A 17132-nucleotide genomic window follows, 5' to 3' on the forward strand; every position below is an offset into this window, starting at 1 on the left:
TCATTCGCGGGCCAGCGCGTCGACCGGATCCAGCTGCGCGGCACTGCGCGCGGGCAGGAAGCCGAAGGCCACGCCGATCAGGGTGGAACAGGCAAAGGCAGCAATGATGGACCCGGTGGAGAACACCATCTGGAAATCGTTGGAGAACCTTCCGAACGCCCAGCCCAGCGCCAGCGCGAGGCTGACGCCGATCAGCCCGCCCAGCAGGCAGACCAGCACCGCTTCGATCAGGAACTGCTGGCGGATGTCACTCTGGCGCGCCCCCACGGCCATCCGCACGCCGATCTCGCGGGTGCGCTCGGTCACCGACACCAGCATGATGTTCATCACTCCGATGCCGCCGACCAGCAGCGCAATGGCGGCAATCGCGCCGATCAGCAGGGTCATCGTGCGGGTGGTCTGCTCGATGGTCTCGCGGATTTCCGCGCTGTTGCTCAGGAAGAAATCTTCGGTGCCGTGGCGCATCGTCAGCACGTTGGTGATCGCCGCCTGGGCGGCATCCATCGGCGTATCGTCCTTCACCCGCACGGTGATGCTGGACACATGGTTCTGGCCCAGCATGCGCGACATCGCCGTGGTGTGCGGCACCCAGACACTCAGGCTGGTGCTGCCGCCAAAGCCGAAGCTCTGCCGTTTTGCCACCCCGACCACGCGCGCCGGCACGTTGCCGAGCAGGATCACCTGGCCGATCGGGTCGCTGTCCAGGAAGAACTGGGTCCTGGTGTTTTCGTCGATCACCGCGACCTGCGCCAGTGACTTCACCGCGTCGGTATCGAAGAAGCTGCCACTGACCAGGCTCACCCCTTTCACCCGGAAGAACTGCTCGCCCACGCCGCTCACCGACGCGGTGGCCGACAGGTTGCGGTAACGCGCGGTCACCGAGGTGGAGACGCTGGGCGTGGCGCTGTCCACGTAGCTCTGCCCGGCCAGCGCATCGGCGTCGCTGGCCCTGAGCGTCTGCACCCGCGCCGAACGCATGTCACCGAAGCCACGTCCCGGATAGACATCGATGGTGTTGGTGCCCAGCGAACTGATGTTCTGCAGGATCTGCTGTTGCGAGCCATTGCCCAGTGCCACCACCGACACTACCGATGCGATGCCGATGATGATGCCGAGCATGGTCAGGAAGGTGCGCAGGCGGTGCGCGTTCATGGCCAGCAGGGCCATGCGGAAGGCTTCGGTGAAGCGGTCGCGGGCCGCACGCCAGCTGTTTCCCTTGCCGGCATCGATGCTTGGCGCGCGCTGCGCACGGTAGGCCGGCGCCTTCTCGTTGATGCGGTCGGCGATGATCTCGCCGTCGCGGATTTCGATGATGCGCTGGGCGTGCTCGGCCACGCTCATGTCGTGGGTGACGATGATGATGGTGTGGCCTTCGGCATGCAGCTCGCCCAGGATGCCCATCACTTCTTCGCCGGAACGCGTGTCCAGTGCGCCGGTGGGTTCGTCGGCCAGGATCACCTCGCCGCCGTTCATCAGCGCGCGCGCGATGGACACGCGCTGCTGCTGGCCACCGGACAACTGTCCCGGCTTGTGCTGCATGCGATCACCCAGCCCCAGGCGTTGCAGCAGCTGCACCGCACGCGCGCTGCGCTGTTCGCTCGGGTTGCCGGCATAGATGGCCGGCACTTCCACGTTGCCACGCGCATCCAGGTCGCCGAGCAGGTGGTAGCGCTGGAAGATGAAGCCGAAGTGCTCGCGGCGCAGTTCCGCCAGTTCATCCGGGTCCATGCGACCGGTCTCGCGGCCGGCCACCTGGTAACTGCCGCGGGTAGGGCGGTCCAGGCAGCCCAGGATGTTCATCAGCGTCGACTTGCCGGAGCCGGACTGGCCGACGATGGCGACCATCTCACCTGCATGGATGTCCAGGTTGACCTCGCGCAGCACGGCGATGGTGTCTTCGCCGGCCGGGAATTCGCGGCGCAGGTCGCGCAGCCGCAGCAGCACGGTGGAAGCGGCCGGCGTGCTCATCGGCGCGGCCCGCCGCCGCCCATGCCCGGACCCATGCGCATGCCGGGGGCACGGTTGGACGAGGCCGAGGCGCTGGCCGAGCCGCCTTCGCCGACCACCACGCGCTCGCCTTCGGCCAGGCCGGACAGGATCTCGGCATTGGCGCCGTTGTTGATACCGACCTTGACCCGGCGCGGCTGCCGCTGGCCGTCTTCACCGACCACGCGCACCACCTGCTGGCCATCACGGGTCTTCGGCCCCAGCGCGACCGATGGCACGGTCAGCGCGCCTTTGGCCTGCTTCAGCAGTACCGAAACCTGCGCGGTCATGTCGATGCGCAGGGTGCCATCGGGGTTTTCAACGTCGAACAGCGCGTTGTAGTAGACCGCCGTGCTGGAGCTCGAACTGGATGAACTGCTGGAGCTGGACGAGCTCTCGTTGGCGATCGATGCCGGCGCCGGATTCACCTGGCGCAGCGTGGCGTGGTACCTGCGGTCCGGTTCGCCCAGCGTGGTGAAGTACACCGGCATGCCCGGCTTGATCTTGACCACGTCGGCTTCGGAGATCTCCGCATTGACCGTCACCAGATCCAGCCGCGCCAGCATCACGATGGTCGGTGCGGTCTGGTTGGCATTCACGGTACGGCCTTCTTCGGTCACCACCGCCACCACCGTGCCATCCATTGGCGCGGTGATGCGGGTGTAGGCCAGGTCGGCACGCGCGGTGGCGACTTCGGTTTCGCTGCCCTTGATCTGCGCCTGGTTGGCCTGGATCTGCGCGCGGGCGGTCTTCAGCGTGGCTTCGGCGGCGTCGTATTCCTGCCGCGACGTGGCTTCGGCGGCGAGCATCTGCTGCTGGCGGGCGAAGTCCAGTTCGGCCTGGCGCAGGCTGGCCTGCTGCACCGCCAACTGCGCGCGCTGCTGCTGAAGGGTGGCTTCGGCCTTGAGCACGGTGTTCTGCTGGGTGGTGGCGTCGATCTCGGCGATCAGCTCGCCTTCCTTCACCGTATCGCCGAGCTGGACCTTCAGCGAGCGCACCTGGCCGGAGGCCTGCGCGCCGACGCTGACCAGCCGGTAGGCGTCGATGACCCCGGTGGCGTCCACCGTCTGCTCCACATCGGCGCGGGTCACCGGGGACGTGGCCAGCGTCGGTGCAGCGGGCTTGCGCAGCAGCCACCAGGCAATCGCGGCGAGCAACACGATGACCAGCAGTGACAGCAACAGACGACCGCGGCGGGTCTTGGGCAGCAGGCGGAAATTCACGGTGGGGTGTCTCGACAGGCCGTCCAGCGGCATCGTGTTCATTGTGCGAACCGTTTGCCCGCAGGCTCAATCCTCAACGTGTGTCCGTGTGTAACATGGCGGCATCAAGCGTGTTTCACCGTGTATCGCGTATGCCACTGGATACACTGCAACGCATTGGCCCAAGTGCGGTTCAGCTGCCGACAGGGGATGATGCCGCCATGGAGACCACCCACCCGATGCACCGCCTGCTCATCGTCGATGACGACAACGACATCCGCAGCCTGCTGGCCGAGCAGCTCGGTCGCGCCGGCTACCAGGTCAGCACCGCCGCCGATGGCGCGGGCATGCGCCAGGTACTGGAGCGCGAGCATGTCGACCTGATCGTGCTGGACCTGAACCTTCCGCGCGAGGATGGGCTGACCCTCTGCCGCGACCTGCGCGCACGCTCGGCCACGCCGGTGATCATGCTCACTGCACGCGCCGAACCCATCGATCGCGTGCTGGGGCTGGAAATGGGGGCCGACGATTACCTGGCCAAGCCGTTCGAACCGCGTGAGCTGCTGGCGCGCATCCGCAACGTGCTGCGCAGGACCGAAGCGTTGCCGGCCAACCTGGAGCCGCTGGCGATCCGCCGTGCGCGCTTCTCGCGCTGGATCTTCGACCTCGAACACCGCCACCTGGTCGATCCCGATGGTCGCGTGGTGGTGCTGTCCGGTGCTGAGTTCCGCCTGCTGCGGGTATTCGTCGGGCACGCCAACAAGGTGCTCTCGCGCGAACAGCTGGTCGCCCTCAGTACCGGGCGCAACTACGAATCGCAGGACCGCGCGATCGACCTGCAGGTCAGTCGCCTGCGCAACAAGCTGGCCGATGACGGTGGCCCTGATGGCCTGATCAAGACCGTGCGCAACGAAGGCTATGTGCTGGCTGCGGCGGTGACGCTGGAATGAGCCGGCTGCGCCGCTTCCTGTCTTCGATGGTGGGCCGGCTGTTCGTGATCCTGCTGCTGGGCATGAGCGTGGCGGCGATCGGCGCGACCTTGCTGGCCGGCGCCAAGCGGCAGCAGGAGTTCGAACGGCAGAACCTGACCCGCATCGCCGACCGCCTGCAGGGCTACGTGAACCTGCTGGACGGCAATCCGGAACTGCGTGAGCGGCTGCTGGCGGCGGGCGGTCCCAGCGTGCGCGTGCTGCTGCCCGGTGCCCGCCAGGGCAGGGCGGACAGCGCGTTGATGGACGTGCTGGCGGCGCGCCCCGGTCCGGTGGCCAGTGCGTCGGTGCATTTCACTTCCTTCCGGGCCTGCCTGCCGCGCATGGAAGACCTGCTGCCGCCGCCGGACAAGGACAAGCACCGCAACCGGCCGCCGCGCGAGCGCGATCCGGCCTTCATCCCACCGCGTTGCCGCGCAGTGCAGTTGACCCTGTCCGATGGCACCGCGCTGGCGCTGGCGCTGGAATCGCCTGCAGTGGCGCACAACGGCGTGCTGGCAGTGGATCCGCTGTTCCTGAGCCTGCTGGTGCTGGCCATCGCCGTGCTGGCGTATGCCGTCGCGCGGATGGCCAGTGCGCCGCTGCAGCGGTTGGCCAGCGCTGCGCAGGAGCTGGGCCAGGACCTGCACCGCGAGCCGATGCCGGTCACCGGCCCGCTGGAAGTCCAGCGCGCCGCCGAGGCCTTCAATGCCATGCAGCAGCAACTGCAGCGGCACCTGGCCGAGCGCACCCACATGCTGGCGGCGATCACCCATGACCTGCAGACGCCGGTCACGCGCCTGCGCCTGCGGCTTGAGAACGTGGAAGACGAAGCCCTGCGCGAGCGCCTGATCGCTGACCTGGCGGCCATGCAGGCGCTGATCCGCGAAGGGCTGGAGCTGGCGCGCAGCGCCGAAAGCGCCGAACAGCGGGCGCCACTGGACCTGGATTCGCTGCTGGAAAGCCTGGTGGAAGATGCCGTGGAAGCCGGCGCCGACGCCCGCTTCGATGGCGGCTGTGGCGCGGTGCTGATGCTGCGGCCGCTGGCCATGCGCCGTCTTTTCAGCAACCTGCTGGACAACGCGCTGATGTACGGGCAGTCGGCCAGCGTGCGGGCCGAACGGGATGGCAAGGGCGTGCGGGTGCGCATCAGCGATCAGGGCCCCGGGCTGGCCGAAGACGAGCTGCGCAGCGTGTTCGATCCCTTCGTGCGGCTGGAAACCTCGCGTTCGCGGGAAACCGGCGGGGCCGGACTGGGCCTGACCATCGCCCGCGCCCTGGCCGGCAAGGACGGCGCCCGGGTGAGCCTGGAGAACCGCGCAGGCGGCGGTCTGGATGCAGTCGTTTATTGGCCGGCGCCGGTGATGGCCGCCTCGCGCGGCGGGGCTTGACACAGGCGGGCGCGGATTTGCCTATGATGCGCATATCTTCCCAGCGTCAACCCGATGAACCAGATCGATCCCGCCCCTGCCCGCAAGGGCGCACGGCGCACTTGCGTGCGCGTGCGTCGGTGCCATCGTATGCCGGGAGCTGACGCGCTGCGATGAGGCACCGGGGGATTCAAGCCATCGCGCGGCGGCGCGATGGAGACGTGGCCGGCTTGCGGCGCCTGGCGCTGCACGTGCTGCTGGGGCTGCTGATGCTGGTGGGCTGCCTGCCGGCATCCGCGCACGGCGGCGGCGCGCCGCCGCTGCGCGACTACGCCATCGATGTATGGACCTCACGCAATGGCCTGCCGCACAACTCGCTGCGCGACATCGCCCAGACCCCCGAAGGCCACCTGTGGTTTGCCACCTGGGAAGGCCTGGTGCGTTACAACGGCCTGGATTTCACCGTCTTCGACCGCAGCACGCGCCCCGGCCTGCGCGACAACGGCGTGGGCTCGCTGCTGGTGGACCGGCAGGGCGGGCTGTGGATCAGCGATTCGCGCGGCAACATCACCCGGCGTTCGACCGATGGCCAGTGGGACGTGTGGCAGCGCCAGCAGCACACTCCACAGGTTCTCATCCAGGCGATGCAGATGGACAGCCATGGCCGCCTGTGGCTGTTGTTCGAAGGCAAGGGAATCGGCTATCTGGGGCCGGACGGGAAGATGGTCTACGAGGCGCCACCGAAGGATCTGCCGTTCGCGCTGAACTTCACCAAGCTGGTGGTCGATGCGCAGGACCGGGTCTGGATCGGAACCCTGGACGGCCTGGTGCTGCGCGATACCGATGGCACGCTCAAGCGCGCGCCAGCCGCCTGGGGCGTGGGTAGCGGTCTGGTGTGGCCCTACCGCGCTCCCGATGGGGTGCTGTGGATCGTCGGCGGGGAGAGCCTGTACCGGTTGCAGGACGATACACCGCACCTGGTCCATCGCCTGCCAGGGCAGATCCACCTGACCGCCATGCTGCAGGATCGCCACGGCGATCTGTGGCTGGGTACGGAGAACCAGGGCCTGCTGCGCATTTCACAGCACGGACTGGAGCGCCTGCCGGCGGGCCTGAACCTGCCCGGCGGGCGGGTGGTGAGCCTGCGCGAGGATGCCGAAGGCAGCATCTGGGTCGGCGCCAATGGCGGGCTGTACCGGCTGCGCGAAACCCTGTTCGCCAGCTATACCGAGCGCGACGGCCTGAGCGGTGACTACGTGCGCACGGTGCTGGAAGATGCGCAGCGCACGCTGTGGGTCGGCAGCGCCAGCGGCCTGGACCGGCGCGGCGCGGACGGTCGTTTCGCACCGGTCATCCTGCATAACCGGGGCGGCAAGCCCCCATCGGTGCTGAGCCTGGCACAGGGCAGGGACCGCGCTGTATGGGTAGGCACCTTCGGTGACGGGGTGATGCGGCTGGACGAAAGCGGGCATCCCGAACGCACCTATGACAGCGTCGACGGGGTGCCTATCGGCAACATCCGCGCGATCAGCATCGATGCGCAGGGCGTGGTGTGGGCCGGTACCCAGAGGGGCGTGGCACGCATCGATGAGAAGGGTGCCAGCCTGCCGCGCATGGAAGGCATGCCGACCGCATTGATCACCGCGCTGGCCCACGATGCCGCCGGCAACCTGTGGATCGGCACCATCGAAGGCATCCGCGTGCTGCGCGGCGATACCGTGCAGTACATCGACCTGGCCGGACTGGGCGGGGGGCGCAGTGTGTTCGGGTTCCAGCAGATCGGCGATGCGATGTGGATCAGCAGCGACCGCGGTCTCTATCGCTATCAGCACGGCGTGCTTTCGCGCGTCGGGCTGGAGCAGGGCATGCCGGTGGACACGGTGTTCCAGCTGGTGCCGGACAAAGTGGGCAACGTCTGGATCAGCAGCAACCGCGGCGTGCTGCGTACCGACATGGGCATGCTCAACGAAGTGGCCGACGGCCGCGCCCCGCGCCTGGACGTGGAGCGTTACAACGAAATCGACGGGATGGCGAACTCGCAGGCCAACGGCAGTTCCGGTCCGGCGGCGCTGTTGCGCCAGGACGGCACCTACTGGGTGGTGACCGCCGGCGGCCTGAGCATGGTTGATCCGTTGCGGCTGCAGCGCTTCCGCGAGCGTCTGGCGCCGCCGGCGGCGATCGAGAACGTGCAGGTGGACGGCGCACCCATCCATTGGGAAGGCAGCGAGCGCAATCGCATCGAAGGCGGGCGACGGCTGGCGGTGAGCTTTGTCGGCTTGAGCTACCTGATGTCCGAACGGATCCGCTACCGCACCCGGCTGGACGGACTGGACAGTGGCTGGGTGGAGCGCGGGCAGCAACGCAGCGTGGAGTTCATCGGCCTGCCGCCGGGTGATTACACCCTGCATGTATCGGCGGCGCATCCAGGCGGCGCCTGGAGTGACAGTGAAGCGGTGTGGTCGTTCACCATCGAGCCGTTCTGGTGGCAGCGGCACAGCGTGCAGGCGGTGGCGGCGCTGCTGCTGCTGGCCGCGCTGATCGCCCTGTACCGTTTCCTGATCAACCGCTACAAGACCTCCAATATCCGCCTGGCGCGCATGGTGGACGAGGCCACGCGCGACCTGCAGGCGCAGACCGTGCACCTGCATGCGTTGAATTCAGAGAAGAGCGACCTGGTGGACCGGCTGGCGCTGCAGTCCGAGGCGTTCGAACGCCAGGCCCGCGAAGATGCACTGACCGGCCTGCCGAACCGCCGTGCCTTCGACGAAACGATGGCGCGTGACTTCGCCCGTTCGCAGCGCAGCGGGCATCCGCTGTGCCTGGTGGTGCTTGACGTGGATCACTTCAAGAACGTCAACGACCGCCATTCGCACAGCGTGGGCGACGCGGTGCTGGTCGAGGTGGCGCAGGTGCTGGCCTCCGCCTGCCGCGATTCGGACCTGCCTGCGCGCACCGGCGGTGAAGAGTTCGCCCTGTTGCTCAACGACACCCGGCTGGAGGAAGCGGCGCAGGTCTGCGCTCGCCTGCACGGGCTGTTCCACGACCATCCGGACTGGGCCGGGATCCCGGACCTGCGGGTCACCTTCAGCGCCGGCCTGGTGGAGCTGGACCCGGCCGACCGCACGCCCAAGCTGCTGTACCAGCGCGCCGACCGCGCGCTTTACCGCGCCAAGAGCGACGGTCGCGATCGCACGAGCATCGGCTGACCCACTCGGGTCAACCGATGCTCGTCCACGTGGGTGACGACCGGTGGTCGTCGCGCTTCCAATGCAGCTCAGCGCGGCCAGGCATTGGCGATCGTGCAGAACAGTTTGGCGGTCTGCTCGGTGTCATAAACCGCGCTGTGCGCCTCTTCGGCATCCCAGCCGAGTCCTGCCGCAGTGGCGGCGCGGGCCAGTACGGTCTGGCCGTAGGCGATGCCGGCCATGGTCACCGTGTCGAACACGCTGAAGGGGTGGAACGGGTTGCGCTTGTGGCCCACGCGCTCGACCGCGGCGTTGACGAATCCCAGGTCGAAATGCGCGTTATGGCCGACCAGGATCGCGCGCTGGCAACCGTACTTCTTCATCGCCGCACGCACCGGGGTGAAGATGTGGTCCAGCGCGTGCTTCTCTTCCTTGGCCAGCCGGAACGGGTGGTCCAGGATGATGCCGGTGATCTCCAGCGACTTGGGATCGATCTCCAGGCCTTCGGCCGGCACTACATGCGCGCTGGCCGTCTGGCCCGGGTACAGCAGCCCGTTGTCGTCCATTTCGATGGGAACCGCCGCGATTTCCAGCAGGGCATTGCGTCGGCAGTCGAAGCCGCCGGTTTCCACGTCCACCACCACCGGCAGGAAGCCGCGGAAGCGCTGCGACATCGCACGGTGCGTGGCAGGAGGCGGGGCAGGGGCGTCGACGGGCGGGGGCAGCGGGGTGTCAGTCATACCCGAATTCTAACAGAGGCCGCCGGTCGCCCCCTCCAGGGGCCATGAACGAGGAAAGCCGAGCAGGGCTCGGCTTCCGGGCACTGCCACGCCGGGGGGATCACTCCGCAGCGCTGGAGGTCTCGTCGCGCTTCTCGCGCGGCGGCAGCGGCTGTTCGCCATGCACCAGGAACCAGACGTTCTCGGCGATGTTGGTGGCGTGGTCGCCGACCCGTTCCAGGTTCTTGGCCATGAACAGCAGGTGGGTACAGGGGGTGATGTTGCGCGGGTCTTCCATCATGTAGGTCAGCAGCTCGCGGAACAGCGCGGTGTACTGCGCATCCAGGCGGGCGTCGTCTTCGCGCAGCGCCAGCGCCGCTTCCACGTCGTTGTCCCGGTAGGCCTCGATGGCCCGGCGCACCTGCACCGCAGCCAAGCGGCCGAGAGCCCGCAGGCCCTGGATCTGCGGCAGCGGCGGCACCTTGCCCAGCGCGATGGAGCGCTTGGCCACGTTGGCGGCATAGTCGCCAATGCGTTCGATGTCGGCCGGGATGCGCAGGCCAGCGAGGATCTCGCGCAGGTCGCGCGCCATCGGGCCACGCAGCGACAGGCGCATGACGTCGTGGCTGATCTGCTGTTCCAGCGCGTCGATGGCTTCGTCGTTGGCGATGATGCGGCGGGCAGCATTCTCGTCGCGCTTCTCGATCACGTCCATCGACGCCTCGAGCTGTGCCACGGCCATCTCGCCCATGCGCACGATTTCGGCGACCAGGCGCTGCTGCTCTTCGTCGTAACTCTTGACGATGTGGTCGTTGGGAAGGTTCATGTCTATGCTCTCGAAAAAGGGCGTGCGTCGGATCAGCCGAAGCGGCCGGTGATGTAGTCTTCGGTCTGCTGCTTGCTGGGCTGCGAGAAGATCACTTCGGTCCGGTCATGCTCGATCAGGTCGCCCAGGTACATGAAGGCGGTGTAGTCGGAAACACGCGCGGCCTGCTGCATGTTGTGGGTCACGATGACGATGGTGTAATCGTGCTTGAGCTCCTCCACCAGCTGCTCGATGCGGCTGGTGGAGATCGGATCCAGCGCGGAGGTCGGTTCGTCCAGCAGCAGCACGTCCGGGCGCAGGGCGACGGCGCGTGCGATGCACAGGCGCTGCTGCTGGCCACCGGACAGGCCCAGCGCGCTCTGGCCCAGCTTGTCCTTCACTTCGTCCCACAGCGCGCCCTGGCGCAGCGCATGCTCCACGCGGTCGTTCATGTCCGCCTTGGACAGTTTTTCGTGGTGGCGGATGCCGTAGGCCACGTTCTCGAAGATGGTCATCGGGAACGGCACCGGCTTCTGGAACACCATGCCGACCTTGCTGCGCAGGCGGTTCATCGGGTACTTCGGCGACAGGATGTTCTCGCCATCCAGCAGCACCTCACCACGGGCTTCCAGCTTCGGGTACAGCGCGTAGATGCGGTTGAAGATGCGCAGCAGGGTCGACTTGCCGCAGCCGGAAGGGCCGATCAGCGCGGTGACTCGCTTCTCCGGCACTTCGATGTCGATGCCCTTCAGGGCATGGAACTTGTCGTAGTAGAAGTCCAGTCCACGCGCGGCCAGCTTGACCGGCGCCGGGGTGGCAAGCGATTCATGCGAGGCCGGGACCACGATGCGCTGCATCGGCACGGCGTTGGAAAGATCGTTCATGGCAGTGTCCGCGGAAAGGTCAGTCATGGGAGATACGGTTGCGCAGCAGGATGCCGCGTGCGCTCAGGCTGATAAGGAGCACGAAGACGGTCAGCACCAGTGCGCCGGCCCAGGCCAGCACCTGCCAGGATTCGTACGGGCTGCCGGCGAACTGGTTCATCACCACCGGCACAGAAGCCATCGGCTGGAACACATTGCTGCTCCAGTACTGGTTGCCGAAGGCGGTGAACAGCAGCGGGGCGGTCTCGCCGGAAATGCGCGCCAGCGCCAGCAGGATGCCGGTGACGATGCCGGCCGAGGCGCTGCGGTACAGCACCTGCACGGTGACCTTCCACTGCGGGATGCCCAGCGACAGCGCCGCTTCGCGCATCTGCGAAGGCACCAGGCGCAGCATCTCGTCGGTGGTGCGCACCACCACCGGCAGCACGATGAAGGCCAGCGCCAGCGCACCGGCGAAGGCGGAGAAGCTGCCTCCGGTCTGCATCACGAACAGCGTGTAGACGAACAGGCCCAGCACGATCGACGGGGCCGACAGCAGGATGTCGTTGACGAAACGGACCACCGTGCCGGCCTTGCGGAAGTTGCCGTACTCGGCCAGCCAGGTCCCGGCCAGCACGCCCAGCGGGGTACCGATGCCGATCGCCATGGCGCACATCACCGCACTGCCGTAGAAGGCATTGGCCAGGCCGCCTTCCTGCATGGGCGGCGGGGTCATCTGGGTGAACAGCGCCCAGTTGATACCCGGCAACCCCTTGGAAAACAGCGTCCACAGGATCCAGCCGAGGAAGAACAGGCCGAACAGCGCGGTGACGACGGAGAGCAGGATCGCCACGATGTTGCCGATGCGGCGGCGCAGATACAGCGATTCAGTGGCAGTGGACATCAGTTGCCCTCCTTGCGGGACAGGCGCATCAGCATCAGGCGGGCAATGGCGAGCACCACGAAGGTGACGATGAACAGGACGAAGCCGAGCAGCAGCAGGGCGGAACGGTAGGTCTCGGTGGCTTCGCCGAAGTCATTGGCGATCAGCGCGGCGATGGTGGTGCCCGGCTCCAGCAGCGAAGGCGACAGGCGCACGCTGTTGCCGATCACGAAGGCCACCGCCATGGTCTCGCCAAGGGCGCGCCCCAAGCCGAGGAAGATGCCGCCGATCACCGCCGAGCGGGTGTAGGGCAGCACGATGTCCCAGCTGACTTCCCATTTGGTCGAGCCCAGCGCATAGGCCGATTCCTTCAGGCGGGTCGGCACGGTGAGGAACACTTCGCGCATCACCGAAGAGATGAAGGGAATGACCATGATGGCCAGCACGAAGCCGGCGGTGAGCATGCCGATGCCCAGCGGCGGACCCTGGAACATCGGGCCGATGATCGGCCATTCGCCCAGGGTTTCATTGAGGAAGGGGGTCACGTACTCGGTCATCACCGGCACCAGCACGAACAGGCCCCACATGCCGTAGATGATCGAAGGAATGCCGGCCAGCAGTTCGATGGCCGTACCGACCGGGCCGCGCATCCAGCGCGGGGCGACTTCGGTCAGGAAGAAGGCGATGCCGAAGCTCACCGGTACGGCGATGACCATCGCGATCAGCGCGGTGACCAGGGTGCCGTAGATCGGTGCCAGCGCACCGAATTTGTTCTCCACCGGATTCCATTCGGAGGAGTAGAAGAAGCTCAGGCCCTGCGCTTCCAGGGCGTGGCGTCCGCCCCACAGCATGGACAGCGCGGCGCAGGCCAGCGCGGCCAGGACGAAGATGACGGTGCCGACCAGCACCCATCGGAACAGGCGGTCATTGCGGGCGTCACGCGCATCACGCGTGGAAGGTACGGCGGCAGGCTGTGCGATGGCATTCATGGGATAGGCGACGCGGCCAGTTGGGGGCGGGGTGACGCGGTACTCGAAAGGACGGTGCCCGCGCGGGGCGGGCACCGTGCCGGCATCACTTCAGTTCAGTACCCCAGTAGGCTTCGATCTGGGTGACCAGCTCGGCCGGCAGCGGCACGTAGTGCAGCTCGTTGGCCTGCGCCTGGCCGTTTTCGAAGGCCCACTTGAAGAACGCCAGTGCGTCCTGGTTGCGCTTGGCATCCTTGGGCTGCTTCTGCATCAGCATGAAGTTGGTGGCGGTGATCGGCCAGGCCTGCTCACCCGGTGCATTGGTGATGACCAGGTTGAAGTCCTTGGCGCTGGCCCAGTCGGCGCTGGCGGCAGCGGCGGCGAAGGTTTCAGCGCTCGGCTGCACCCAGGTGCCGGCCGCGTTCTGCATGGAGGTGTACGGCATGCTGTTCTGCAGGGCGTAGGCCAGTTCGACATAGCCGATCGAGCCCTTGATCTGCTTCACGTACGAAGCCACGCCTTCGTTGCCCTTGCCACCCACGCCGTCCGGCCACTGCACCGAAGTGCCTTCGCCGACCTTGCCCTTCCAGTCCGCGCTGACCTTGGACAGGTAGTTGGTGAAGTTGAAGGTGGTGCCCGAACCATCGGAGCGGTGCACCAGGGTGATCTTGCCTTCCGGCAGGGTCACGCCCGGGTTGGCGGCGACGATGGCCGGGTCGTTCCAGGTCTTGATCTTGCCCAGGAAGATGTCGGCCAGCAGGGCGCCGCTCAGGCGCAGCTTGCCCGGCTCCAGGCCTTCGATGTTGACCACCGGCACCACGCCGCCGATCGCCGACGGGAACTGCGCCAGGCCGGACTGGGCCAGCTCTTCGCTGCTGAGCGGCTTGTCCGACGACCCGAAATCAACGGTGCCGGCCTTGATCTGGGCGATGCCGCCGCCGGAGCCGATCGACTGGTAGTTGATCTTGGCGCCGCTGGCCGCGTTGTAATCGGCCGACCACTTGGACACCAGCGGGAAAATGAAGGAAGCGCCGGCGCCGGAGACTTCGGCGCTGACCTTGTCACCGGCGGCCGGGGCCGCGGCAGTGGAACCATCGGCCGGCTGCTGGGCGGTCGGCGCTTCGTTGCCGCCGCAGGCCGACAGGCCGAGGGCAATGGCCAGGGAAAGGGTGGCCAGGCCGGCCTTCTGCAGTTTCATGCGTCACTCCATAGCGGTAGGTTGCCGGTCTGTCCGGCGGTTGCGGCTATGAAATGATGTTTTTGTTACAGCCTGATGACGCAGGTCACGAACACCCGCCACGTCACCATATGACGGGCCTTTCACACCCCCACGCCAGCGCCCGCTTCCCGCGCGGGGGACCAGAACTGCGCGGCTTCTGCTCTCGCCTTTCACCCCCACCGCGCCCGCAGTCTGTCAGGAGTGGGCGAAGGGAGCTGGGCAGGACTCTGTGAGGCAGGAGCCGAACAGAAGCCTACATGGACGTACTTGCGGCGTGTCCTGCCCAGCTCCCTTCGCCCACTCGCCCGAGCATGCACGCGAGCAAGACCGGGCGCAAAAAAAAACGCGCAACCCTGGAAAGGTCACGCGCCCCGGACGGGGCCGGCGGAGGGAGAGAGTCCCCGCCGGCCCCATGTCGTGATGGATCAGTACTTCAGGTTCTGCGTCCAGTACGTTTCGATCTGCTGCACCAGGCTGTCCGGCAGCGGCACATAGTCCAGCTGCTTGGCCTGGTTGTCGCCGCTCTTGTAGATCCAGCGGAAGAAGTCCTGGGTCGCCTTCGCATTGGCCACGTTGCGCGGCTGCTTGCGCACCAGGATGAAGTTGGTGGCGGTGATCGGCCAAGCCTGGGCGCCCGGTGCATTGGTCATCACCAGGTAGAAGTCCTTGGCGTTGGCCCAGTCGGCGCTGGCGGCAGCGGCGGCGAAGGTGGTGTCCGACGGCTGCACGACATTGCCGGCGGCGTTCTTCATCGAAGCGTAGGACATGCGGTTCTGCAGCGCGTAGGACAGTTCGACGTAGCCGATGCCGCCCTTGATCTGCTTCACGTAGGCAGCGACGCCTTCGTTGCCCTTGCCGCCGATGCCGGCCGGCCACTGGACCGAGGTGCCTTCACCGACCTTGGTCTTCCACTCCGGGCTGACCTTGGACAGGTAGTTGACGAAGTTGAAGGTGGTGCCCGAACCGTCGGAGCGGTGCACGATGGTGACCTTCGCCGCCGGCAGGGTCAGGCCCGGGTTCAGCGCGGCGATGGCCGGGTCGTTCCAGGTCTTGATCTTGCCCAGGAAGATGTTGGCCAGGGTGGCGCCATCCAGCTTCAGCGCGCCCGGGGCGATGCCGGCCACGTTGATCACCGGCACCACGCCGCCGATCACCGACGGGAACTGGGCCAGGCCTGCAGCAGCCAGCTCTTCCGGCTTCAGCGGCGCATCGGAGGAACCGAAGTCGACCGTGGCGGCCTTGATCTGCGCGATGCCACCGCCGGAACCGATGGACTGGTAATTGACCTTCTTGCCGGTGGCGACGGTGTAATCGGCCGACCACTTGGACATCACGGGGAAGATGAAGGACGCGCCGGCGCCGGTCACATCAGCGGCGTTGGCGGCGAAGACGGACGACGCGGCCAGGATGGCGACGGCGGCGCGCGACTTGAAGGCGTGGATCACGGGGATGGCTCCTGGGTGGTGGACGGGTGGGTACCCGTCGTGTCGCTGCACATTCCATAACGATTGCGTGACACCAGCGCGACTGTCACATGACGCATCCATGACAGCGTAAAAACCGACCAGACGGCGGGAAGGTGCCCACAAACGCAGAAGGGCACGGCGCAATGCCGTGCCCCTGCTGATCAGCGTGTTGCAACTGCAGGTTTTACCAGAAGAACTGCAGGCGTGCTTCCAGGATGTTCGGGTCGTCATTGACGAAGCCACGCACGCTGGAGCTGTACTTCTGGCTGTCCACCATCACGTAGTTCAGGGCGAACTTGGTGTTGGAGCGCCAGTAGTAGTTCACGCCCACGGTCCAGATATCCATCTTGCCGCCGAGCACGCCGTCCACGATCGGCGGACGTCCGGCGACCGGGTTGGCGCTCAGGTTGCCGTCGTTGAGGTCCATGTGGTCATAGCGTGCGCCAAGCTGCCACATGCCGCTGGCGGGGTTGTCCGGCAGGCCGGTGCCCGGTACGCCGCCCTTGTAGCCCCAGGTTTCGCCGGTGATGTTCCACAGGCCGCTGACATAGAAACCATCGCTGGTGTAGTTGTCGTTGGCCATGCGCTTGGCCTTGCTGCTGTAGTACTCACCCTGCGCCTTGAACGGGCCACCGATGTACATCGCTTCCACGCCCAGGGTGGTGACGTTGTCGGTGTCGACCATGTTGCCGCTGTCGATCAGGCGCACGGTGGCGAGGTCGGCATTCGGACGGGCACGCACGCGCAGGGTGTCCGCGTCGGTGTCATAGGCCACGTAGCTCAGGCCGAAATGCAGCACCTGGCCCTTTTCGTTGATCGGGGCGAAGGTGCCGCGCGCGCCGTAGCCACTGCCGTGGGCGAGGTTGCGGGTCAGTTCGCGACCGAAGGCGCTGGCGGTCACCGACCAGTTGTCCTGGCCGTAGCCCCAGGCACCGCCGAGGCGACGCGCCACGGCGTAGGTGTTGGTCACCGCGGCCTTGGAGATGAAGTCGTTGTTCTTGGTGCTGGACAGTTCTTCCAGGCTGTTGGGCTGCTTGTACTGGCCCAGCTGGATGAAGTGGCTGCTGTTGCCGCCCAGCTTGTACTTGATGTTCGTGTCGAGGAACTTGTCGGCCTTCGCGTCGTAGCCGACCACCCATTCCACGTTGCCCGGGCCCTTGCCCTTGAGCACCAGTTCGGCACGGCGCAGCTCGAACTCGCTGTCCTTGCCGTTGGCTGCATCGCCGCCGTTGAGGTCGGCTACATCATTGTCGAACCAGTTGCCATCGGCCTGGACCAGGCCTTCGAAGGTGATCTCCGAACCGCCGATCACATCGATGGCCACTTCAGCGTGGGCGGCCGGGACGAACAGCGCAGCCGCAACGGCCGCAGTGAGAAGTTGGCGATGCAGTTTCATGGAGAAAGTAGCCTTGCAGGCAGGTGGGAAGATGCGCGCAGGCTAGATCGTGAAGATTGCGTAAATATGACAGTTCGCGAACGCGCCCCGGCCGCCACGGCC

General features: G+C 66.7%; 13 protein-coding genes. 3 read left to right on the forward strand and 10 right to left on the reverse strand.

The genetic code is table 11. The features are described 5' to 3' along the window. Both CXG43_RS10890 and CXG43_RS10895 read right to left on the reverse strand, forming a co-directional pair. On the reverse strand, window positions 1–1968 hold the full coding sequence (locus tag CXG43_RS10890) for a MacB family efflux pump subunit (RefSeq protein WP_101099977.1): 1968 nt from the start codon (window positions 1966–1968) through the stop codon (window positions 1–3). After that, complete coding sequence (locus CXG43_RS10895; protein ID WP_101100119.1) at window positions 1965–3209, reverse strand: efflux RND transporter periplasmic adaptor subunit; 1245 nt, start codon at window positions 3207–3209, stop codon at window positions 1965–1967. Before CXG43_RS10895 ends, CXG43_RS10890 begins: the two co-directional genes overlap by 4 nt. A 200-nt stretch (window positions 3210–3409) precedes the next feature. On the opposite strand from CXG43_RS10895, the gene CXG43_RS10900 reads away from it, so the two are divergent. The 3 genes from CXG43_RS10900 (at window position 3410) to CXG43_RS10910 (ending at window position 8732) form a co-directional block, all read left to right on the forward strand. Next, entirely contained in the window at window positions 3410–4138 is a 729-nt protein-coding gene (locus CXG43_RS10900) for a response regulator (RefSeq protein WP_042614348.1), read from the forward strand. After that, the gene (locus CXG43_RS10905) at window positions 4135–5547 is read left to right on the forward strand and encodes an ATP-binding protein (protein ID WP_101099978.1); all 1413 of its coding nucleotides are present in this window, start codon (window positions 4135–4137) and stop codon (window positions 5545–5547) included. Before CXG43_RS10900 ends, CXG43_RS10905 begins: the two co-directional genes overlap by 4 nt. A 248-nt stretch (window positions 5548–5795) precedes the next feature. Further along, window positions 5796–8732, forward strand: coding sequence for a ligand-binding sensor domain-containing diguanylate cyclase (locus CXG43_RS10910; protein ID WP_232767758.1), 2937 nt, complete (start codon window positions 5796–5798; stop codon window positions 8730–8732). 68 nt (window positions 8733–8800) lie between these two features. Here CXG43_RS10910 and rnt read toward each other — a convergent pair whose 3' ends face one another. The 8 genes from rnt to CXG43_RS10950 all read right to left on the reverse strand — a co-directional run bounded on the left by rnt (window position 8801) and on the right by CXG43_RS10950 (window position 17030). Continuing rightward, window positions 8801–9385, reverse strand: a complete 585-nt coding sequence (rnt, locus tag CXG43_RS10915; protein WP_042614351.1) for a ribonuclease T — start codon at window positions 9383–9385, stop codon at window positions 8801–8803. Window positions 9386–9551: 166 nt separating this feature from the next. Further along, on the reverse strand, window positions 9552–10256 hold the full coding sequence (phoU, locus tag CXG43_RS10920) for a phosphate signaling complex protein PhoU (protein ID WP_042614352.1): 705 nt from the start codon (window positions 10254–10256) through the stop codon (window positions 9552–9554). A gap of 32 nt (window positions 10257–10288) precedes the next feature. Beyond that, window positions 10289–11119, reverse strand: a complete 831-nt coding sequence (pstB, locus tag CXG43_RS10925; RefSeq protein ID WP_101100120.1) for a phosphate ABC transporter ATP-binding protein PstB — start codon at window positions 11117–11119, stop codon at window positions 10289–10291. A 19-nt stretch (window positions 11120–11138) separates the two neighbouring features. Continuing rightward, window positions 11139–12002 carry a phosphate ABC transporter permease PstA gene (pstA, locus tag CXG43_RS10930; protein ID WP_101099980.1) on the reverse strand — a complete coding sequence of 288 codons (864 nt, stop codon included), beginning with the start codon at window positions 12000–12002 and terminating at the stop codon, window positions 11139–11141. After that, the gene (gene pstC / locus CXG43_RS10935) at window positions 12002–12970 is read right to left on the reverse strand and encodes a phosphate ABC transporter permease subunit PstC (protein ID WP_042614355.1); all 969 of its coding nucleotides are present in this window, start codon (window positions 12968–12970) and stop codon (window positions 12002–12004) included. The genes pstA and pstC overlap by 1 nt, the downstream gene beginning before the upstream one ends. 85 nt (window positions 12971–13055) lie before the next feature. Further along, window positions 13056–14147, reverse strand: a complete 1092-nt coding sequence (pstS, locus tag CXG43_RS10940) for a phosphate ABC transporter substrate-binding protein PstS (RefSeq protein WP_042614356.1) — start codon at window positions 14145–14147, stop codon at window positions 13056–13058. A gap of 446 nt (window positions 14148–14593) precedes the next feature. Next, window positions 14594–15613, reverse strand: coding sequence for a phosphate ABC transporter substrate-binding protein PstS (gene pstS, locus CXG43_RS10945; protein WP_042614357.1), 1020 nt, complete (start codon window positions 15611–15613; stop codon window positions 14594–14596). A 205-nt stretch (window positions 15614–15818) separates the two neighbouring features. Next, window positions 15819–17030 carry an OprO/OprP family phosphate-selective porin gene (locus CXG43_RS10950; protein ID WP_101099981.1) on the reverse strand — a complete coding sequence of 404 codons (1212 nt, stop codon included), beginning with the start codon at window positions 17028–17030 and terminating at the stop codon, window positions 15819–15821. Window positions 17031–17132: the final 102 nt, after the last annotated feature.

This window comes from Stenotrophomonas sp. Bg11-02 (genome assembly GCF_002836635.1).
Lineage (GTDB): Bacteria > Pseudomonadota > Gammaproteobacteria > Xanthomonadales > Xanthomonadaceae > Stenotrophomonas > Stenotrophomonas lacuserhaii.